A 17,053-nucleotide genomic window follows, 5' to 3' on the forward strand; every position below is an offset into this window, starting at 1 on the left:
CGCTACGGATTCGCGCTCAGGCTGTCACGCTGCTGCCAGTCGCCGCCCAAGGCCTGATAAAGCGCAGCGGTATCCGTAAAACGTGCCGCCTGCGCCTGAACCAGCGCGATCACACTCTGCGCATGCGCCTGCTGCGCCATCAGTACCGCCGGATAACCGACGGCACCGACCTGCCACTGCCGTTGCGCGATCCTCAGGCTGCGTGACGCGGCATTTTCGGCGGCGGCGACCGCCTGCACACGGCGGGCGTCGGCGTCGATGGCGTGCAAGGTATCGGCCACCTCCTGAAAAGCGCTGAGCACAGTGCTCCGGTACTGCGCCGCCGCCTGCTCGTAGGCGGCCTGCGCCGCACGCTCGCGATGCGCAAGCGCGCCCCCCCGAAAGAGCGGTTGCGCGATATCCGCCCCGGCGCTCCAGAATCCGGCCCCCGTCTTGAGCATTTGCCCCAGCGTCTCCGCCGCGCCGCCCAGCGTTGCTGTCAGGGTGAACGACGGTAGTCGGGCCGCCTTCGCCACGCCGATCTGCGCGCTTGCCGCATGCCATTGCGCCTGCGCGGCGCGAATATCGGGACGCTGCTCGACCAGACGCGACGGCAGACTGACGGGCAAATCCTGCGGCAACGACAATGCCGCAAGCTCGAAACGCTGGCGGATGCCTGCCGCCGGCGAACGCCCGGCCAGCACGCTCAACAGATCGCGCTGCTGGGCCAGTTGCAGTTCCAGCGGCGGCAGGCTGGCGCGGGCCTGCGCCAGCACGGCTTCCTGCGCGCTGACATCCGCCGCCCCCAACTGGCCTAGCACTTGCTGTCGCCGCACCAGGTCGAGCTGCCGTGCAGCGGCCTCGATCAAGGTATGCGTCGCGGCGATCTGCGCCCGCAATGACGACTCCTGAATTGCCGCCACGACAATGTTCGTTGTCAGCGTCAGGTAAACCGCCTCGCGCTGGAAGCGCTGCGCTTCGGCCTGCGCCTGCAAGGACTCGACCTGACGGCGATTGGCGCCAAATACGTCCGGCGCGTAGCCGATGCTGAGCTGGCCGGTGTGCAGGGTGTAATACGTCGCCCCCGACGACGCCGGACTGGCGAGCGGCGCGGCAATACGCTGTCGCGACGGCATGAGGTGCGCATCGACACTCGGGAAATACGCGCCCTGCTGCGCGAGGACGTTTTCCTGCGCGCCACGCAAGGCGGCCTCGGCGGCTTCCAGGTCAGGATTTGCCTGCACGGCGGCATCGACGAGCGTATTGAGTTCAGGCGAACCAAAGCACGTCCACCAGCGCAGCGGAATCTCGGCCCCCTCAGCCCAGCGCTGGGCCACGCCACCAAGAGTCGGCGCTTCGGCGGTCGCCGCCGGCAGCGCCTCTGCGGTATAGCGCGTCACCGCCGGTGCCGGCGGCGTAGGGAAATCCGGCCCCACCGCGCACCCCGCCAGCGCGGCAGTCAAGACCGCCCAGGTCGGGACGAAGGCGACATGTTTTTGCCTCATGAGCGGTCTCCTTCGTCAGCGCCCTGATCAAAATCAGCGAACGCATCGGCAGGACGACGACGCGCGCGTGCCTGCGCATGCGTCTCGATCCAGTGATAGAGCGCCGGCAGCAGCAACAAGGTCAACACCGTCGCACTCACCAGGCCGCCGACGACCACCGTCGCCAGCGGACGCTGCACGTCGCTGCCAAGACCGGTCGCCAACGCCGCCGGCACAAGCCCCAGCGCGGCGACGGTCGCCGTCATCAGCACCGGGCGGAGGCGCTCGCGTGCGCCCTTGATGATCGCCTCGTCCAGGCTGAGGCCGGGCTCCTGACGCCAGCGATTGAGGTTGGAGACCATGATGATGGCGTTGAGCACGGCGACGCCAAACAGCGCGATGAAGCCGACGGCACCCGACACATTCAAGGTCATGCCGCGCAGATGCAGGGCAAGCAGCCCGCCCACCGTCGCCAGGGGAACGGCGAGCAGGATGAGGCCCGGTTGCCGCAGGTTGCGGAATTCGCCGAACAGCAACACGAACATCAGGGCCAGCACCATCGGCAGGATGAGCGCCAGACGCGCTTGCGCACGCTGCTGATTCTCGAACTGACCGCCCCAGCCGATGCTGAAACGCGTCGGATCGTAGGTGACTTCGCGCTCGATGCGGTGCTGGGCTTCGTCGAGGAAGGACGACAGATCGCGACCGCGCAGGTTGAGCCGCACAGTCAGATGCCGCCGCCCCATTTCGCGCGTAATCGTCGTTTCGCCCTCGGCAAAGCCGATCCTGGCGATCTGTTCCAGCGCAATGCGTGCACCGTTGGCCGCCGGCAGCGTCAGATCACCGATGGCCCGCAGATCGTTGCGCGAGGCGTTGGCAAAGCGCGTGCTGACGTCGTAATGCCGGTTTTCGACATACACCTGCGTCACCGGTGCGCCACCGATCCCCGTCTGGATCAAGGCCATGACGTCGGCGATGTTGATCCCGAGGCGTGCCGCCGCCTCCCGATCGACGTCGATCCGCACCTGCGGCAGCGGCGGTTCCTGATCGATCACGACGTCTTGCGCCCCGCTCACGCCGGCGAGCACGTGGCTGACTTCGCCAGCGATCCGCCGCGTCTCGGTGAAATCGTCGCCATAGATTTTCACCACCAGATCGCTGTGCGCGCCCGCCAGTTTGTCGAGCACGCCATCAATCATCGGCTGCGTGAAGCCCACCTGAATCCCCGGCAACTGCCGGAAGCTCTCGGCCATGCGCTCGATCAGCTGCTGCTTGCTGAGACCCGACGTCCACGTATCGTAAGGATTCAAGGTCACCGAGCACTCGATGTGCGAGGGAGTAAACGGATCGGTTCCGTCGTCGTTGCGGCCAAGCTGCGTGACGATATGCCTGACCTCCTTGAACTCCAGGGTTTTGGCGCGCAGCTGCGACGCCATCTCGCTGGCCTTGTCGAGGGAAATGCCGGGCGGCAATGTCACTTGCAGCCAGATCGATCCCTCGTCGAGATAGGGAAGGAAATCGCGACCAATCGTCGCGCCCAGCACCAGCACGGCGGCAAAGCTGGCGATAAAGAGCCCCAGAGCCAGACGCGAGCGGCCCACCAGCGTTCGCAACAGGCGCTCGTAGCGCGGCGTCAGCCACTCCAGCACGGGGTTGTGGAAGACTTTCGCCGGCTTGCGAAATGCCCAGTACGCAAGGCCCGGAATGAGCAACAAAGCCACCAGCAAAGCGCCCAGCAAGGCGAAGCCCACGGCAAAGGCCATCGGCGAAAACAGCTTGTACTCGATGCGCTGGAAGGCGAACAAGGGCAGATAGGCGACGATGATCACGAGGATGCCGAAAAAGATCGGCCGGCTGACGGGCAGCACCGATTTCATGATGTCGCGCCCCGACAGCGCCCGCTCCGGCGCCGCCTCGCGCTGGCGCAGGATGCTCTCCATGATGACGATGGCGCCGTCGACGAGGATGCCGAAGTCGATGGCGCCGAGCGACAGCAGATTCGCCGGCACCTTGTTGTGGTGCATGAGAATGAAAGCGGCCAGCAGCGCCAGCGGAATCGTCAGCGCCACAATCAACGCCGCCCGAGGCGCGCCGAGGAAGAGCAGGAGCACCAGCGTGACCAGCGCCATTCCCTCGAACAGCGTCTTGCCGACGGTATGTACGGTGGCGTCGACGAGGTAGCTGCGGTCGATGTAGGGCACCACCTTCACGTCCTTCGGCAGAAGGTGCTCGTTCAGGTCGTCGACGGCAGCGTGCACGCCAGCCATGACGCGCGACGGGTTCTCGTTTTTCAGCAGCAGCGTGATGCCTTCGAGGGTATCGGCTGTCTCGTCTTTGCCGAGAATGCCGTGCCGCTCCTGATTCCCCAGCACCACCCGACCGAGATCCTTGACCAGCACCGGCACGCCGTCTTTCTGCGTGACAACGATAGTGCCCATGTCGTCGAGCGTGCGGATCAAGCCGACGCCGCGCACGACAAGCCCCTGCTCGCCACGGTTCATGATGCTGCCGCCGGCGTTGGCGTTGTTGTTGCTGATCGCCTGCGAGATCTGCGCCAGCGAGACGTTGTATTTGGCGAGCTTGAGCGGGTCGAACTCCAGCAGGTATTGGGTCGTCAGGCCGCCGAAGTTGGCGACATCGACGACGCCCGGCACCTGTTTCAGCCGCGGAATGACTTTCCAGAACTGGAGTTCGGAAAGCTCGCGCAAATCACGCGTCTTCGACTCCAGCGTGTAGCGGTAAATCTCCCCGATCGGCGAACTCAAGGGGTCGAGTCCGGGCTGCGCGCCATACGGCAAGGAAACGCCGCTGATGCGTTCCTGCAAGCGCTGGCGCGACCAGTAATCCTCGCTGCCATCGCGAAAGACGACCGTGATGAGCGACAAGCCAAAGGTGCTGCGCGAGCGCATCACGTGCATCCCCGGCGTGCCCATGATTTCACGCTCGAGCGGGATGGTGATCTGCTGCTCGACTTCCTCGGCGGCCAGACCATTGACCTGTGTCACCACCTGCGAGGTGACATCGGCGATGTCCGGGTAGGCTTCGAGCGGCAATTGTGTCCAGCACCAGCCGCCATAGACGGCCGCCAGCACGAACACCAGCGAAACGATGCCACGCCGGTTGAAGCACAGGGTAACGAGGCGATCAATCATTGAGCAGCCCCGCGTTCTTGATGACGACGCGCTCACCCGCCGCGATGCCGGAGATCACTTCGATCATGCGGTTCAGCTGGGCGCCCAGTTCGAGTACGCGGGCCTCGAATTCACCGGGCGCCACTTCGACGAAAGCACGACTGTAAAAGCCGCTTTGCACGACGGCCGTCAGGGGAATGACCACCGCCGAATGCGCGCGCGTCCGCAGCGTCGCGGTGGCGAACATGCCCGGACGCAGGCGCGCATCGCGGTTATCGACGAGCATGCGGGCCTTTACGGTGCGCGTGGCTGGGTCGAGCATTTCGCCGACGTAGCGCACGCTGGCAGCCAGAGGCTCGCCGGGAAAGGCATCGAAGAGGACCGACGCCGCCTGCCCGACGTGCAGCTGGGCGATGTCTTTCTCCTGCGCGCTAGCGGTGATGAACACCGTGGAAAGGTCGGCAACCGTCATGATCGACGCGTTCACATCGTTCCAGTAGCCACCGACGGCTGCCCCGAGATCGACGACGCGCCCGGCAATCGGCGAGCGAACGCTGAGAAGATGCCCGGCCCTGGGCAGCGCGCCCTTCGCCCCCAGTTGCGCAAGGCGAGCCGCCGCCCGCGCCTGCTCGCTCGCCGCCTGTTCGAAGTCGCTCTGCGCCTGCTCGATATCGCGTGTGGCGGCAATCGCCTCCTTGCCCAGCTCGCGCTGACGCTCGATGTTCTTGCGCGCCAGGGTCAGCGCCGCCTCGGCTTTTTCCGCGTCACTCATGGCCTGCGCGAGATCGGCCGAGTCGATGGTCAACAGCACGTCGCCCTGGCGAACCTCGTCCCCCAAACGCTTGTTCAGGCTGACGATACGTCCGGTGATCGGCGGCAGCACTTTGACGAGCCGCGCCGGATCCGCCTCGACGACGGCCGGCAAGGGAATCGGCAGCGAAACGTCTTGCGTCGAAACCACCTCGGTGACGAGCGTCTGCCGCAAGGGCGACGATTCGGAAACCAGCAGCCGCGTGCCTTCGTGGCGCACGGGAGGCGTTTCGGCGACGGCACTCTCCGCCGTGGCGTGCGATGCACTCATCCACCAGCCGATGCCGGAGAGCGAGGACAGGAGAATGGTGCCCACGGCAAATCGCGGTAACCCTGCCCGCAGGGCAGCTTTCAGGTCGAGCTTCATTAAAGCCTCTCTCCGGCTCAGGCGGTCCGTTCCATCGCCGGGGGATTGAAAAATGCGAGAGCGCTGCCGCCGCAGGGCAACGGCTCGGTCGGTCGTTCGCAGTGCACAGGCCTGCGGGAGGAAGTCCGGCAGGCGGGGCGCCAGCTTAGCGAGCGACGCCTCAAGAATTCCCCAAGATTTCCTGAATTTTTCTTCAGGAACAGAGGGTTGTGCGGCGAACACGGACGATGCACACTGCGCACCTTTGCGCGACATCGCGCTGTCAGCGGAACAGAGTCACGGGATATGCGGGTTTTGCTGGTAGAAGACGACAAAAAGGCAGCCGCGCTACTCGCCCGTGGGCTGGGCGAAGAGGGCTTCGTCGTCGACATCGCGGGGAGCGCCGAAGACGGCGAGGAAAAGGCCTTTGTCGCCGACTACGACCTGATCGTCCTCGACTGGATGCTGCCCGGCAAAGACGGCCTGAGCCTCTGCTCGCAACTGCGCGCACGGGGAGTGGCGACGCCGATCCTGATGCTGACGGCGCGCGATGCGCTGAGTGACCGTGTCTCGGGGCTGAATGCCGGCGCCGACGACTATCTGACCAAGCCCTTCGCCTTTGAAGAATTGCTGGCACGCGCACGGGCGCTGCTGCGCCGTTCCGAACTCACCCGCCCGACGATTCTCGGCATCGACGACCTGAGCCTCGATCCGCTCACGCAGCGCGTGACGCGGGCTGGCGCGGTACTGAATCTGACGCAGAAGGAATACGCGATCCTGCACATGCTGCTGCGCTACGCCGGCGAAGTCGTCAGCCGCGCGCGACTCGCCGAACAGGTATGGAAAGCCGATCTGCTGGCGATCGACAACCTGATCGACGCGCATATGAGCAACCTGCGGCGCAAGGTCGACGCGCCGGGAACGCGGGGGCTGATCCATACGGTGCGGGGCCGGGGATTCCGGCTGACCAGCGAGGAAGATCAGGGTGCTTAGCTTTCGCAAGCGGCTGGCGCTTGCCCACTTCGCCGCCATCCTGACGGTCCTTTCCATCGCCGGCGTCGGTGGCTACTGGGGATTCTCGCGCGCAGTTCATGCCCAGCTCGACGCGGCACTGTTCGCGCTCGCCGAGGCGGAGATCGGCATGCTGAACGACAGCGCCGGTCGGCCCGTGCATGTGCACGAAGCGACGGGAGGCGCCGAACCACCCTCGTTCGTTCGCCTCGACCGGCTGGTGCAGATCGTCGACGGCACGGGCCACGTCCTCGCCCGCAGCCGCAATCTTGGCGAGGCGCAGTTACCCGCCTCCCCGGAACTGCTCGCCCGGCTGGCCGACGGTGGCGCCATCTTCGAAACGCTGCCGGGCTACGGCGAAGAACCCATCCGCATAGTCTCGCTGCTCGTGCCGGGAAATGGCCCTGCGCGGGCAGTGCAAGTCGCCGGCTCGCTGGACGATGTCAATCGCGTCCTGCAAGCGGCGGGCATCCTGTTTTTCGTCGTCGGCGTCGCGCTGATCGTCGCCGTCGGTGCCGCTGGCACGCTGCTGACCGGACGCGCCTTCTCGGCCATCGACGATATCGTGCGGCGCGCCCGGCGAATCGGGCAATCGACGCTGGGCGAACGTCTGCCACATCCGGGCAGCAACGATGAAATCGGCCGCCTCGTCGACACCCTCAACGACATGCTGGCACGCATCGAACAGGGCTTCGAAGCACAGCGACGGTTCACGGCCGACGCCTCGCACGAGTTGCGCTCGCCCTTGTCGCGCCTGCACACGGATATCGAAATCACCTTGCGACGCCCACGGGAGAATCGGGAGTACGTCGACACCTTGCGTTCGTGTAGCGATGAGGTCAAACACCTCACCGTGCTGGTCGAGGAACTGCTGACGCTGGCCCGCCTCGATTCGGGCCAGGAGCGCAATGACACCGAGACAGTCTCCCTGAACGCCGTCACCGAGGAGGCGATTTGGCGCCTCGACAGCGTCGCGCAGGAGCGGCGGATACGCCTCCACCTTGCGCCCTCCGACGAGGTGACGGCGCGTATCGCCCGCGCCCCCGCCCGCCTCGTCATTGCCAATCTGCTCGACAACGCCCTCAAGTTCTCGTTGGCCGGGGGAACGGTCAGCGTGGCTATTCGCGCGCGCGAGGGCCGTGCCTGCATCACGGTGGCGGACGAGGGGCCGGGCATTGCCGAGGAAGACCTGCCGCACCTCTTCGAGCGCTTTTTCCGCGCTGCCAGCGCGCGGGCGAACCAGCCACAGGGCTTCGGCTTGGGACTGGCACTATCGGAAGCCATCGTCCGCGCCCACGGCGGACACCTCAGCGCAGCAAATCGTCCGACGGGCGGCGCGATGTTCACGGTCGAACTGCCGCTCGGCGACCATTGAGCCACGCCTGAGCAACTCCTGATTCAGGGGCCGAGCGAATCGTTGGCTGGCGTTGTCTCGGAGGTGAGCAGCAGGGACAAGGCGTGCGTCGCAATCGCCTGCACGACCGGTTCGGCCTCGCCGACGGCATCCGCCAGCGCAATCTGCACCTGTGGGAAACGAGTCTGCAAGGCATCGATCAACGGCGGCATTTCGCGGATGAGATGACCGCTATTGGCGACGAAGATCGGAACGATGAGTAGCGAACGGTGCCCGTCGGCGACCAGCGTCTCGACGCAGGTGTCGAGCGTCGGTGCCCGCAGGCCAAGAAACGCCATCGTCACCCGCTGGTCGGGCGAACGCTCACGGATCGCGGCGGCAATACGGTGCAGGGGTGCATCCCACTGCGGGTCGCGCGCGCCGTGGGCGAAGAGGATCAGCGTCGGAGCGTCTGCCGACGGACTCATGCAGACGCCCCAGCGCAGGCGGCGTCCCAGATCCGCACGACGTCAGCCATGTAAGGCCCCGGCGCCGTCGACCGCCACCATCGCCTTAGCCTGATTGAGATCAGCGACATAGCCAGTGGTCGCCAAGAGTGCCGACAACTGGTGCGCAATGGGCAGCGGCAGGGGAAGATCGCCCGCCAGCACACGCCGCATCCAGTCGGCTGTTGTTTTGGCGTCGTGGCTTTCCGGCAGATTCGGCAGCGACTTCAGGCTGTCTTTTTCAGACTCGAAGAGTAGCTCGCAGACGCCGTCGTGGACGTATTCGATGCGCGGCCGGCGCTGCGGATTAGCGAACGGTTCGCCTTCCGTGGCACGCAGCAGCAGGGCGTGCGTGCCGTGCATACAGAGCAGATCGCGCGATTTGTCGAGGTAGTCCGGATGCGTCGCCGAAGTCAGCAACAAGCCGCCGCCCTTGAAGGGGTCCAGCAGCTTGACGAGGCTGTGCGCACTATTGCGCAAGCCAAAGCGGCTGCGCAAAGCCAACTGATCGGCAAGCCCTTGCGAGAGGAGTGGCAGCGGCACGTAGGCGAGTCCGCCGGCATCGAGCGCCTGCTGCGCCTGCATGCGACTGGCGCAAGGCAGGATGCCGAACTCGCGGAAGATCTGTGCACTGGTCACCCGACCATAGCCCTCGATCAGCCCGTGCACGAGTACCGGCACGCGGTAGCGCTGCAAGAGCAAGGCAAGCAGCGGAGTCAGGTTGGCGTTGCGCCGGGCACCGTTATAACTCGCAATCACCACCGGACGTACGCGCCCGGCAGGAGCGCGCAAGGCATGCAAGCGTTCGTTGGCCGCCGCGAGAAAACCGGACATTTCGTCGACCGTTTCGCCCTTGATGCGTAAGGCGACCGTGATCGCGCCCAGTTCCAGGTCGGGCACGCCACCATCGAGAATGGCGCCGTAAAGGTTGCGCGCCTGCTCATGGGACAGATCGCGCGCGCCCTCGGCGCCGCTGGCGATGTCGCGAATAATGCTGGTGTAGTTCATCTCGCCTCCTGGCAGCGTGCCGCGCAACGGGCCTGCGATCTCGTCATCCGTCCGGCCGTATGGCGCGCAGTGGACAGCGACGGTGTCGTGTCGGTTCTATCCACGCAGAGCAATAGCCATGCCCAGAGCATGAACAAGGAAAGGCGGGCTTTGCGGCAAAAAGCCTCGCCGCAGCGGCGCTACGGTGGTGCGCCCGGCGGCGAGGCCGCCCCGTTGCGGGGCAGCGCGCGACTACTTCACTCGCTGCAAATGAGGGCGGCTTGGCGGCGGCGTCTTGTCGTCGTCGGGTGCGGTCTCGACCTCGCCAGCGTCGTCGGAGGAGTCGGCAAACTCCGGATCGAAAGCCATGCCGGCGCCGTTTTCGCGTGCGTAGATCGCCGTCACGGTGCCGACTGGCACGGAGATGTCACGGGCGACACCGCCAAAGCGAGCCTGGAACTCGATCCAGTCGTTACCAATCAGCAAGCGATGGGTGGCGTCGTGGCCGATGTTGAGAACGATCTGGCCGTCACGTACGTACTCGCGCGGTACCACGGTACGCGAATCGACGGTCACCGACAGATAGGGGGTAAAGCCGTTGTCGCTACACCACTCGTGGATGGCGCGAATCAGATAGGGCTTGGTCGAAGGCAGGTCCACGGTCACTCCGCTGGCAGCTGAAACTGCGATATACCATCATGAAGTACCGGCGCAAGCTGCAGTGCGCCGGTACGCCAAGAGTTGCTACTTGCGCATCGCCTTTTCCGACGGCGTCAGCGCGTCGATGAAGCCTTGACGGCTGAAAATGCGTTCCGCGTACTTCATCAGCGGCGCCGCGCTCTTCGGCAGTTCAATGTTGTAGTGATCCAGACGCCAGAGCAAGGGCGCAATCGCCACGTCGAGCATCGAGAACTCTTCGCCCAGCATATGCTTTTGCTTGGCGAAAACAGGGGCCATTTCGGTCAGACGATCGCGGATCTGCTGACGGGCCTTTTCGGCGTGCGCCTTCTGGTTCTTTTCCAGCGCTTCGATATGCGCAAAGATTTCGCGCTCCATCGTCACCAGCAGCTGACGCGCACGCGCACGCATGATGGGATCCGGCGGCATCAGCTGCGGATGCGGGAAGCGCTCATCGATGTACTCGTTGATGATGTTCGGCTCGAACAGGACGAGATCGCGCTCGACGAGAACGGGCACGCGGTTGTGCGGGTTGATGACCGCAATATCTTCCGGCTTGTTGAAGACGTCGACGTCAATCACCTGAAAATCCATGCCCTTTTCGTACAGGACGATGCGGCAGCGGTGACTGAACGGGCAGGTAGTCCCCGAATAGAGGTTCATCATGTTCTTAACCCTCAAAAAAATTCGGCATCGCGACAACACGGAGGCAATCCTGCCTCCGTGCCGACGATGCCGCGAACCGGAATTCCGGAGCGGAAGGAAACTTAGTGCACGTCCTTCCAGTATTCCTTCTTCAACAGATACGCCGCGGCGAAGAGAACGCCGAGGAAGAGCAGCACACCAACGCCGATCTTCTTACGCAAACCCGCTTCCGGTTCGGCTGCCCAAACCAGGAAGCCGACCAGATCACCGATCTGCTTGTCGTACTCCTCGGGAGAAAGCTGGCCCGGCACGACGAGTTCGAGCTTGTGGTTTTCGTGATCGAAGTGCTGCTCGCCTTGCAGCTGCCAGAGAACGTGCGGCATGCCGACGTTTTCGAAAATCACGTTGTTCCAGCCGGTCGGACGATTCTCGTCGCGGTAGAACGAGCGCAAATAGGTGTAGAGCCAGTCAGCACCACTGCCGTCGCCGGATGCACGCGAACGGGCGATCAGTGACAGATCGGGGGGCGTGGCGCCGAACCACTTCTTTTGCTCTTCCGGGCGGGCCGCGATCTTCATCTGCTCACCGATCTTGTCGGCGGTGAACATCAGATTATCTTTGACCTGCTCTTCCGTCAGACCGAGCTCCGTCAAGCGGTTGTAGCGCAGTTGGCTGGCACCGTGACAGGTCAGGCAGTAATTGACGAAGATCTTCGCGCCGTTCTGCAACGCGGCCGGGTCGCCCTGCACATCAGGCGCACGGTCGAGGTGCACCGAGGTGTTGGCAAAGGCTGCAAGCGGTGCGAAACAGAACGCCAGCACCAGCGTCTTCAGTGAGTTCGCTTTCATTTGAACGTCACCCTTTCCGGTTCGGGTTTGTACTTGTCGATCTTCGTGTACCACGGCATTGCCAGGAAGAACGCGAAGTACACGAGCGTGCCGATCTGGCTGAGAACTTCGCTGGCGGGAGACGGCGGTTGTGCGCCGAGATAGCCGAGCATGAAGAAGGAGACGAGGAAGGCGGCGAGGAAGCCCTTGTAGATCGGGCCGCGATAGCGGATCGACTTGACCGGGCTCTTGTCGAGCCAGGGCAGGAAGGCAATCACCAGAACACCTGCGCCCATCAACACAACACCCCAGAACTTCGCGTCCAGACCCAGCAGCGGCCAGACCATCGCACGCAGCATCGAGTAGTACGGCGTGAAGTACCAGACCGGCGCAATGTGCGGCGGCGTCTTCAGCGGGTCCGCCGGGATGAAGTTGTTGTACTCGAGGAAGTAACCGCCACCTTCAGGCGCGAAGAAGACGATGATCGAGAAGACAATCAGGAAGCCGACAACGACCGCGATATCCTTCACCGTGTAGTACGGATGGAAGGGGATGCCGTCGAGCGGAATGCCGTTCGCGTCTTTCTTCTTCTTGATTTCGATACCGTCCGGGTTGTTCGAGCCGACTTCGTGCAGCGCCAGAATGTGCGCAGCCACCAGACCGATCAGCACCAGCGGCACCGCGATGACGTGGAAGGAGAAGAAGCGGTTGAGCGTGGCGTCGCCGATAACGAAGTCACCGCGCACCCAGATCGACAGCGGCTCACCGACCAGCGGAATGGCCGAGAAGAGATTGACGATCACCTGCGCGCCCCAGTACGACATCTGGCCCCACGGCAGCAGGTAGCCCATGAAGGCCTCCGCCATCAGGCAGAGGAAGATGAGCGAACCGAAGATCCAGATCAACTCACGCGGCTGACGGTACGAACCGTAAATCAGGCCGCGATACATGTGCATGTAGACGACGATGAAGAAGGCCGACGCTCCGGTCGAGTGCATGTAGCGAATCAGCCAGCCCCACGGCACGTCGCGCATGATGTATTCGACACTGGCGAAAGCCACGGGAATACCGCTGGCATTGAGCGAGGCATCCGGCTTGTAGTGCATGACCAGAAAAATACCGGTCACGACTTGAATCACCAGCACGAGAATCGCCAGCGAGCCGAAGAAGTAGAGGAAGTTGAAGTTTTTCGGCGCGTAGTACTCGGAGAGGTGAGCGCGCCACATCGAGGTCGCCGGGAAGCGGGCGTCGAACCACTCAAGCACGTTGCCCTGAACCGAGCCGTCCGACTTGTACTTCTCGTAGTTGGTATTAGCCATCGCTTAAGCCCCCTTCTTGTCTTCGCCGATGAGGATGCGCGTATCGGCCAGATAGGTGTGCGGCGGCACCGGGAGATTGATAGGCGCCGGCTTGTTCTTGAAGACACGGCCGGCAAAGTCGAAGGTCGAGCCATGGCACGGGCACAGGAAGCCCCCCAGCCACTCCGGCGGCATCCCTTCGACCGTACCGCTCTTGAACTTCTGCCCAGGAGAACATCCGAGGTGCGTACAGATACCCACGACCACCATGTAGTTCGGTTTGATCGAGCGGGTTTCGTTGTGGCAGTACTCGGGCTGCTGCGGCACGTCGCACTTGGGATCGACCAACAGATCGGTCAACTTGCCCAGCGACGCGAGCATTTCTTCAGTACGGTTGATGATCCAGACCGGCTTGCCGCGCCATTCGACGGTCATCATCTGACCCGGCTCAAGCTTGCTGACATCGACTTCGACCGGAGCACCCGCTGCCTTGGCACGCTCGGACGGCAGCATGCTCGACAGGAAGGGCACAAGAGCGCCAATCGCTCCAACTCCGCCGACGGCGGCGGTGGCGAAAATCAAACGTCGCCTGCCGTCGTCCACTTTGCATTCATTGCTCATAGCGCTGATCCCTAGGACTATGGAAGGAATTGAAAACCAGCGATTATACGCCCCTCAGCCATCTTATTGAAAGGGCGCTTGGACTCTACCAAGATTGTCGCGGTTCGGAAACACCAGCACGAATCACGCCAGACTTCGTCTTTCGCGTACGGCCTGCGCCAACGTGCCGGGGTCGACATACTCCAGCTCGCCGCCTACCGGCACCCCACGGGCAATGCGAGTGACACTCAACCCACGGGCGCGAGCACCTTCGCTCAAATAGTGCGCGGTAGCCTCGCCTTCGTTGGTGAAATTGGTCGCCAGAATGAGTTCTTTGACCACGCCATCGCTTGCACGTGCCAATACTCGCTCGAGCGACAGTTCGCGCGGCCCGACGCCATCAAGGGGCGAAAGACGCCCCATCAAAACATAGTAAAGCCCTGAATACGCGAGCGTTTGCTCCATCATATTCATGTCGACCGGCGACTCGACCACACACAGCAAACTCGCATCGCGCTGCGGCGAAAGGCAGCGTTCGCAAATATCCGCTTCGGTCAACGTGTTGCAGCGCTGGCAGTGACGCAGCGTTTCAAGCGACTGCATCAGCGCAGCAGCGAGTGCCGCCGCCCCGTCGCGATCACGCTGCAAGAGATAGTAAGCGATGCGCTGCGCCGATTTCGGCCCGACGCCAGGCAGGCAGCGCAGCGATTCGATCAGATGATCGAGACTGTTGGTTGCCTTCATTCGCTCAGAGCGCCACAGCGCCGGATTTCAGACAATCGGCGAGCATTGCCATTCTTCAGAACGGCAGCTTGAAACCGGCAGGCAGGCTGACGCCCGATGTCAGACCGGACATGCGCTCTTGCGAAACCTCGCTAGAGCGACGCGCCGCCGCGTTGAACGCTGCCGCAACGAGGTCTTCCAGCATTTCGCGATCATCCATCACCGAGGGATCGATCGTGACGCGCCGCACCTCGTGGTTACAGGTCATCACGACCTTGACCATACCGGCGCCGGACTGGCCTTCCACTTCAATCTGCGCCAGTTGCTCCTGTGCCTTTTTCAGATTTTCCTGCATCTGCTGGGCCTGCTTCATCAGCCCCGCAATTCCGCCCTTCATCATCGGTGTTTCCTCGCGTTCGTCAAACGGGTTTGATTGTGGATTCGAGCAGCGTCGCGCCAAAAAGATCTTTCGCTCCACTGACGAATCCATCGGAATCCACGGCAGCCTGTGCGCGATCATGACTTTCGCGCCGCTGCTGCCGGGTTGTTTCCGCGGGCGTCGTCGCATCGACGTCGCCCACTTCCATATTCAGGCGCAGCGGGCGCCCGAAGTGTTCTACCAAGGCCTGCTGCAGTTTTTCTTGCGCCGAGCCCATCAGGAGGTGTTTCTGAGCCGCATCAAGGCGCAGCACGATTTCTCTTTCTTCCACGCGGCGCAACTCGCAGTGCTGGCCGAGTTCACGCGCGAAGCGTCCCACTTTGAGTTCGCTGAGGATCGACGCCCAATCCGCGTTCTCCGCCTTACCGGCAGAGACATCGTGTGAAATCGACACTGACCGAGGCAACGCAGAAGGCGTCTGCGGCGCCGACGTTTCTACCGGAGCATACAGCGAATCCGCGCACGACGACTCCGTGGGCAAATGGTCGGCCGCATAGCGGGGCGACGACTCGGAGGCCAGGAATACCTGCGAAGGTTCTGAAGCCTTCGCAACGGGAGCGATAGTGGCGGCAGCCATCAGACCTGCCGGCCGTACCAGCGCCACTTCAGCCCGGCGTCGGTCAGTCGACGGTACGGCCTGTGCAACATCAGCAGACGTCGCCGGCCTGAACGCGAATAGCCGCAACAAGGTCATCACGAAACCAGATGCGGCATCCGGAGCCAAAGGAAGATCACGCCGTCCGTGGATGACGATCTGGTAAGCAAGCTGCACGAACTCCGGATCGAACCTGCCAGCAAGCGCCTGCAAGCGAACGGCCTCAGCATCGTCTGCGGCCGCCGCCGGAGCCAACTGGGCAATCTGCATGCGCGTCAGCAATGCCGCCAGTTCCTGCAAGGCCAGATCGAACGACAGGCTTCGTTCGGCCATCGCCTCGCCCACGTGCAACAAGGCGGTGGAATCGTCGCCGCTCAAAGCTTCGAGAATCTCAAACAGGTGATCGAGATCAACGCTACCGAGCATCTCGCGCACGCCAGCCTCCTGCAACGCGCCCGCGCCATGTGCCACCGCCTGGTCGAGGAGAGACAACGCGTCGCGCATGCTGCCCCCCGCAGAGCGCGCCAACAGGGACAAGGCCGCGCCTTCGGCGGAGATTCCCTCCGCGGCGAGTATCGACTGCAGGTGAGCCACGATGGCCGGCACCGTCATCTGCTTGAGGTTGAACTGCAGACAGCGCGAGAGGACCGTCACCGGGATCTTCTGCGGGTCGGTCGTCGCCAGGATGAATTTCACGTGTTCCGGCGGCTCTTCAAGCGTCTTCAACATGGCATTGAAAGCCGAGGTCGACAGCATGTGTACTTCGTCAATGACGTAGACCTTGAAGCGCCCCCGCGTCGGCGCGTAGACGGCGTTTTCGAGCAACTGCCGCATCTCTTCGACACGGGTATTCGTCGCCGCGTCGACTTCCAAAAGGTCGACAAAACGCCCGGCATCGATCTCCTGACAGGCCGCACAGACCCCACACGGCGACGCCGAGACGCCTTGCTCACAGTTCAGCGACTTCGCGAGGATGCGGGCCAGCGTCGTTTTACCAACACCGCGCGTTCCGGTGAACAAGTAGGCGTGATGGAGCCGATTCTCCGTCAAGGCGTGCGTCAAGGCGCGGACCACATGCTCTTGGCCCACCAAGGTCGAGAACGATTTGGGACGCCATTTGCGCGCCAGAACTTGATAACTCATGCGCGGATAGTAGCAGAGGGAGGGGAGCGAGTGCCGTTTAGGGAACGCTGGCAGATTGCACGCCACAGGGGGCGCCAAGCGCCGCGGACACAAAAACGAAAGTGGCGAGCCTTACCCCGGCACTTATGAAAAGCGACTGTGGCTGCTTCCTTCCGGACCTGACCAGATTCACCGCTCCACAATGCGAGGAGACCCGCCGAGCGCAATTGTACTACACACCAGCCAGCAGAAGACACTCGGCGCAAGCCAGCGGGAGACCAACGTCCCCCTGCCGCACCAACAGCCTGCAGACAAAGGCTCGTACAACTGTCGCTGGAGAGGCTCCGCGCGCAAGTCTTCGCGCCATCGCTTCGAGGAGGTGTACCGTCCATCGCCGAGAACGGTGGCGGTGTTCGCCGATGCTGTCACGGAAGGCCAGTTTTTTTGGAATTGCGGGCGTACACGCACGACGCCCCTCGATGCCTATGGGCATGAGGGGCGCGGTGACGGAATGGGAGCCTGGCGGTGACCTACTTTCG

The 17,053-nt window shown here is 63.3% G+C and carries 15 protein-coding genes and 1 other RNA gene; 2 read left to right on the forward strand and 14 right to left on the reverse strand.

The annotated features are described in order from the left end of the window. Positions 1-2: 2 nt before the first annotated feature. From GHK24_RS09910 to GHK24_RS09920, 3 genes are read right to left on the reverse strand one after another with little or no spacing between them, the layout of a single operon-like run. Positions 3-1,484, reverse strand: a complete 1,482-nt coding sequence (locus GHK24_RS09910) for an efflux transporter outer membrane subunit (protein WP_153472708.1) — start codon at positions 1,482-1,484, stop codon at positions 3-5. Further along, positions 1,481-4,615 carry an efflux RND transporter permease subunit gene (locus GHK24_RS09915; RefSeq protein WP_153472709.1) on the reverse strand — a complete coding sequence of 1,045 codons (3,135 nt, stop codon included), beginning with the start codon at positions 4,613-4,615 and terminating at the stop codon, positions 1,481-1,483. The genes GHK24_RS09910 and GHK24_RS09915 overlap by 4 nt, the downstream gene beginning before the upstream one ends. Continuing rightward, on the reverse strand, positions 4,608-5,771 hold the full coding sequence (locus GHK24_RS09920; protein ID WP_277986416.1) for an efflux RND transporter periplasmic adaptor subunit: 1,164 nt from the start codon (positions 5,769-5,771) through the stop codon (positions 4,608-4,610). Before GHK24_RS09920 ends, GHK24_RS09915 begins: the two co-directional genes overlap by 8 nt. 285 nt (positions 5,772-6,056) lie before the next feature. On the opposite strand from GHK24_RS09920, the gene GHK24_RS09925 reads away from it, so the two are divergent. Then, positions 6,057-6,743: a response regulator transcription factor gene (locus tag GHK24_RS09925; protein ID WP_153472710.1), complete on the forward strand. Its 687-nt coding sequence runs from the start codon at positions 6,057-6,059 to the stop codon at positions 6,741-6,743. After that, positions 6,736-8,136 carry a sensor histidine kinase gene (locus tag GHK24_RS09930; RefSeq protein WP_340666165.1) on the forward strand — a complete coding sequence of 467 codons (1,401 nt, stop codon included), beginning with the start codon at positions 6,736-6,738 and terminating at the stop codon, positions 8,134-8,136. The genes GHK24_RS09925 and GHK24_RS09930 overlap by 8 nt, the downstream gene beginning before the upstream one ends. A 23-nt stretch (positions 8,137-8,159) precedes the next feature. On the opposite strand, the gene GHK24_RS09935 is transcribed toward GHK24_RS09930, so the two are convergent. The 11 genes from GHK24_RS09935 to ffs form a co-directional block, all read right to left on the reverse strand. Continuing rightward, on the reverse strand, positions 8,160-8,582 hold the full coding sequence (locus GHK24_RS09935) for a sirohydrochlorin chelatase (protein WP_153472711.1): 423 nt from the start codon (positions 8,580-8,582) through the stop codon (positions 8,160-8,162). Positions 8,583-8,624: 42 nt separating this feature from the next. After that, the gene (gene ybiB, locus GHK24_RS09940) at positions 8,625-9,608 is read right to left on the reverse strand and encodes a DNA-binding protein YbiB (RefSeq protein ID WP_153472712.1); all 984 of its coding nucleotides are present in this window, start codon (positions 9,606-9,608) and stop codon (positions 8,625-8,627) included. Positions 9,609-9,839: 231 nt separating this feature from the next. Further along, positions 9,840-10,247 (reverse strand): ClpXP protease specificity-enhancing factor, encoded by a 408-nt coding sequence (locus GHK24_RS09945; RefSeq protein WP_340642777.1) that lies wholly within the window; start codon positions 10,245-10,247, stop codon positions 9,840-9,842. An 84-nt stretch (positions 10,248-10,331) separates the two neighbouring features. Further along, positions 10,332-10,946: a glutathione S-transferase N-terminal domain-containing protein gene (locus tag GHK24_RS09950; RefSeq protein WP_479725215.1), complete on the reverse strand. Its 615-nt coding sequence runs from the start codon at positions 10,944-10,946 to the stop codon at positions 10,332-10,334. 86 nt (positions 10,947-11,032) lie between these two features. Beyond that, complete coding sequence (locus GHK24_RS09955) at positions 11,033-11,758, reverse strand: cytochrome c1 (protein WP_153472714.1); 726 nt, start codon at positions 11,756-11,758, stop codon at positions 11,033-11,035. Then, positions 11,755-13,056: a cytochrome b gene (locus GHK24_RS09960; protein ID WP_153472715.1), complete on the reverse strand. Its 1,302-nt coding sequence runs from the start codon at positions 13,054-13,056 to the stop codon at positions 11,755-11,757. Before GHK24_RS09960 ends, GHK24_RS09955 begins: the two co-directional genes overlap by 4 nt. 3 nt (positions 13,057-13,059) lie before the next feature. Next, positions 13,060-13,656: a ubiquinol-cytochrome c reductase iron-sulfur subunit gene (petA, locus tag GHK24_RS09965; protein WP_153472716.1), complete on the reverse strand. Its 597-nt coding sequence runs from the start codon at positions 13,654-13,656 to the stop codon at positions 13,060-13,062. Between the two features lie 123 nt (positions 13,657-13,779). Next, positions 13,780-14,379, reverse strand: coding sequence for a recombination mediator RecR (recR, locus tag GHK24_RS09970; RefSeq protein ID WP_153472717.1), 600 nt, complete (start codon positions 14,377-14,379; stop codon positions 13,780-13,782). A gap of 55 nt (positions 14,380-14,434) precedes the next feature. After that, a complete protein-coding gene (locus tag GHK24_RS09975) occupies positions 14,435-14,758 on the reverse strand; it encodes a YbaB/EbfC family nucleoid-associated protein (protein WP_153472718.1) in 324 nt (107 codons plus the stop codon). A 19-nt stretch (positions 14,759-14,777) separates the two neighbouring features. Beyond that, positions 14,778-16,535, reverse strand: a complete 1,758-nt coding sequence (gene dnaX / locus GHK24_RS09980) for a DNA polymerase III subunit gamma/tau (protein ID WP_153472719.1) — start codon at positions 16,533-16,535, stop codon at positions 14,778-14,780. Between the two features lie 100 nt (positions 16,536-16,635). After that, positions 16,636-16,733, reverse strand: an RNA gene (gene ffs / locus GHK24_RS09985) — signal recognition particle sRNA small type. Positions 16,734-17,053: the final 320 nt, after the last annotated feature.

Origin of the sequence: Rhodocyclus gracilis (assembly GCF_009617575.1) — a bacterium.
In the GTDB taxonomy this organism is placed as follows: Bacteria; Pseudomonadota; Gammaproteobacteria; order Burkholderiales; family Rhodocyclaceae; genus Rhodocyclus; species Rhodocyclus gracilis.

What these genes read in the sequence shown, in the direction of transcription:
- GHK24_RS09910 (WP_153472708.1), bottom strand. Translation starts at nt 1,484, where the DNA reads ATGAGGCAAAAACATGTCGCCTTCGTCCCGACCTGGGCGGTCTTGACT.
- GHK24_RS09915 (WP_153472709.1), bottom strand. Translation starts at nt 4,615, where the DNA reads ATGATTGATCGCCTCGTTACCCTGTGCTTCAACCGGCGTGGCATCGTT.
- GHK24_RS09920 (WP_277986416.1), bottom strand. Translation starts at nt 5,771, where the DNA reads ATGAAGCTCGACCTGAAAGCTGCCCTGCGGGCAGGGTTACCGCGATTT.
- GHK24_RS09925 (WP_153472710.1), top strand. Translation starts at nt 6,057, where the DNA reads ATGCGGGTTTTGCTGGTAGAAGACGACAAAAAGGCAGCCGCGCTACTC.
- GHK24_RS09935 (WP_153472711.1), bottom strand. Translation starts at nt 8,582, where the DNA reads ATGAGTCCGTCGGCAGACGCTCCGACGCTGATCCTCTTCGCCCACGGC.
- ybiB (WP_153472712.1), bottom strand. Translation starts at nt 9,608, where the DNA reads ATGAACTACACCAGCATTATTCGCGACATCGCCAGCGGCGCCGAGGGC.
- GHK24_RS09955 (WP_153472714.1), bottom strand. Translation starts at nt 11,758, where the DNA reads ATGAAAGCGAACTCACTGAAGACGCTGGTGCTGGCGTTCTGTTTCGCA.
- GHK24_RS09960 (WP_153472715.1), bottom strand. Translation starts at nt 13,056, where the DNA reads ATGGCTAATACCAACTACGAGAAGTACAAGTCGGACGGCTCGGTTCAG.
- petA (WP_153472716.1), bottom strand. Translation starts at nt 13,656, where the DNA reads ATGAGCAATGAATGCAAAGTGGACGACGGCAGGCGACGTTTGATTTTC.
- recR (WP_153472717.1), bottom strand. Translation starts at nt 14,379, where the DNA reads ATGAAGGCAACCAACAGTCTCGATCATCTGATCGAATCGCTGCGCTGC.
- GHK24_RS09975 (WP_153472718.1), bottom strand. Translation starts at nt 14,758, where the DNA reads ATGATGAAGGGCGGAATTGCGGGGCTGATGAAGCAGGCCCAGCAGATG.
- dnaX (WP_153472719.1), bottom strand. Translation starts at nt 16,535, where the DNA reads ATGAGTTATCAAGTTCTGGCGCGCAAATGGCGTCCCAAATCGTTCTCG.